Here is a 2,004-nt window from a genome sequence, read left to right as displayed (position 1 = left end):
GCCCTGGCCGCGGGTCCCGCGGTCCTGGCCGGCGCGGGCCCGGCCCGGGCGACCGAGGAGCACGGCCGCGCCAGTGCCGTCGTCCTGCGCACCGGGCTCGACGTCTCCCTGCTCAACAAGTCCGTGAACGTCCCGCTCACGGTCTCGCTCAACGACGTACAGGCACCGGACAGCGCCGAAAAGACCGCGCTCACCGCCAAGTTGGACGGAGTCGACGGCGGGCAGCCGTTCACCGTGCTGCGCGCGGAGGTGGCCCGGTCGAGCGCGAAGGTCTCCGCGAAGAAGGCCGAGGGCTCGGTGAACCTCGCCCATGCCAAGGTGCATGTGCCGGGGCTGCCCCTGCTGTCCCTCATCGAGATCGAGCAGGTCAGTGCGAAGGCGGTCTGCGCGGCGGGCGAGAAGCCGGTCGCCACCGTCAATCCGCTGGGCGCCGTGACGGTCCTCGGCAGGAAGATCACGGTGACCGCCGGTGGCCCGACCGAGGTGAAGGTGCCCGGCGTCGGCGAGGTGCGCCTCGACCTGGCGTCGACCCGCACCACCTCGCGTACGGCAGCCGCCACCGCGCTCCAACTCAAGGTCTCCATCAACCCGTTGAAGCTGAACGTGGCCGAGGTCGAGGGCACGGTCACCCTCGCCGAGGCCACCTGCGAGGCACCGGCCGCACCCGCGGACCCGGTCGAGCCGGCGACCGAGGTGAAGCCGCAGGGCGCGCCCGCCGACGAGGCCAACCTCGCCGAGACCGGCGGCAGTTCGTCGACACCGTACGTTGCCGCGGGCGCGGTCGCCCTGCTGGCGGCGGGAGGCGGAGCCGTCGTACTGGCCCGCCGCAAGAGGGGCTGAGCACACCCTCGACGGCCGGACGCGTGAACTCCTCGGCGGCAGAGGGGAGTTCACGCGCCCGGCGCCCGTACGGGCGATTGTGCCCCACCATGCCGGTATCCGCGGCCCACCGTGCCTGCATCCGTCGGCGCCGCGCCTGCATCTGTCGGCGCACCGCGTCGGCATCCGGCGACGCCACACGGCCCCCGGTGACGCATCGCCCGGGCGAACTCCGGGCCGCCGGGCGGTGTGTCACCCGCGCCGGCTCAGGAGTCCCGCCGGGCACGGTGTCCGCGTCAGCGGTCCCGCAGGCTCAGGGCCTGGTCCAGGGCCTGGAGGAAGCGGTTGACCGTCGCACGGTCGCGCACCGCCAGGCGCAGCCAGGTGTCGTCGAGCCCCGGGAAGGTGTCACCGCGCCGCACGGCGAAGCCCAGTCGGCGCAGCCGCGCACGGACGGCTGCCGCCCCGGGGAGCCCGATGAGGACGAAGGGGCCCTCGGCGGGCTCCGCGACCCGGACGCCGTCGGAAGCGAACTCCCTCAGCCCGGCGACCAGATGGGCCCGGTCGATCGCGACGCGACGGGCCGCGTGGTCCTGTTCCGCCAGTGCCCGCGGAGTCATACAGGCCTCGGCGGCTGCGAGTGCGGGCGTGGACACCGGCCAGAGCGGCTGGGCCCGTTCGAGCTCGGCGATCGTCTCGGGGGAGGCCAGGACGTACCCGATGCGCAGCCCCGCGAGGCCCCACGTCTTGGTGAGGCTGCGCAGCACCACCAGACCCGGCACGTCCGTACGCCCCGCGAGGGTTTCCCGCTCGTCCGGAACCGCGTCCATGAATGCCTCGTCGACCACCAACGTCCGCCCGGGACGGGCGAGTTCGGCTACCAGGGCGGCCGGGTGGAGGACGGACGTCGGGTTGGTCGGGTTGCCGATCACGATCAGGTCCGCGTCCTCGGGGACGGCCGCCGGGTCGAGCCGGAAGCCGTCCTCGGCCCGCAGGAGCACCCGGTCCACGGTGTGCCCCGCGTCCCGCAGAGCCGCCTCCGGCTCGGTGAACTGCGGGTGTACGACGATGGGTTGACGGACCTTCAGGGCGCGCGCGAGCAGTACGAAGGCCTCGGCGGCGCCCGCCGTGAGCAGCACCCGCTCCACGGGCAGCCCGTGCCGCGCCGCCACGGCGGCCCGCGCG

2 protein-coding genes are annotated in these 2,004 nt (G+C 74.4%); one reads left to right on the top strand and one right to left on the bottom strand.

Going from position 1 to position 2,004, the window contains the following annotated elements; genetic code table 11:
- Positions 1-840 (top strand): SCO1860 family LAETG-anchored protein (locus O3Q52_RS52455; RefSeq protein ID WP_269655447.1); only part of this gene is annotated, 840 nt, incomplete at its 5' end.
- A gap of 275 nt (positions 841-1,115) precedes the next feature.
- Here O3Q52_RS52455 and cobC read toward each other — a convergent pair.
- The coding region (gene cobC / locus O3Q52_RS52450) for an Rv2231c family pyridoxal phosphate-dependent protein CobC (RefSeq protein WP_269655446.1) at positions 1,116-2,004 on the bottom strand (889 nt) is incomplete at its 5' end.

Origin of the sequence: Streptomyces sp. ActVer (assembly GCF_027270795.1) — a bacterium.
Taxonomy (GTDB): Bacteria; Actinomycetota; Actinomycetes; order Streptomycetales; family Streptomycetaceae; genus Streptomyces; species Streptomyces umbrinus_A.
The sequence above is the reverse complement of the archived record's forward strand: the minus strand, read 5'-3'. Positions and strand labels throughout refer to the sequence as shown.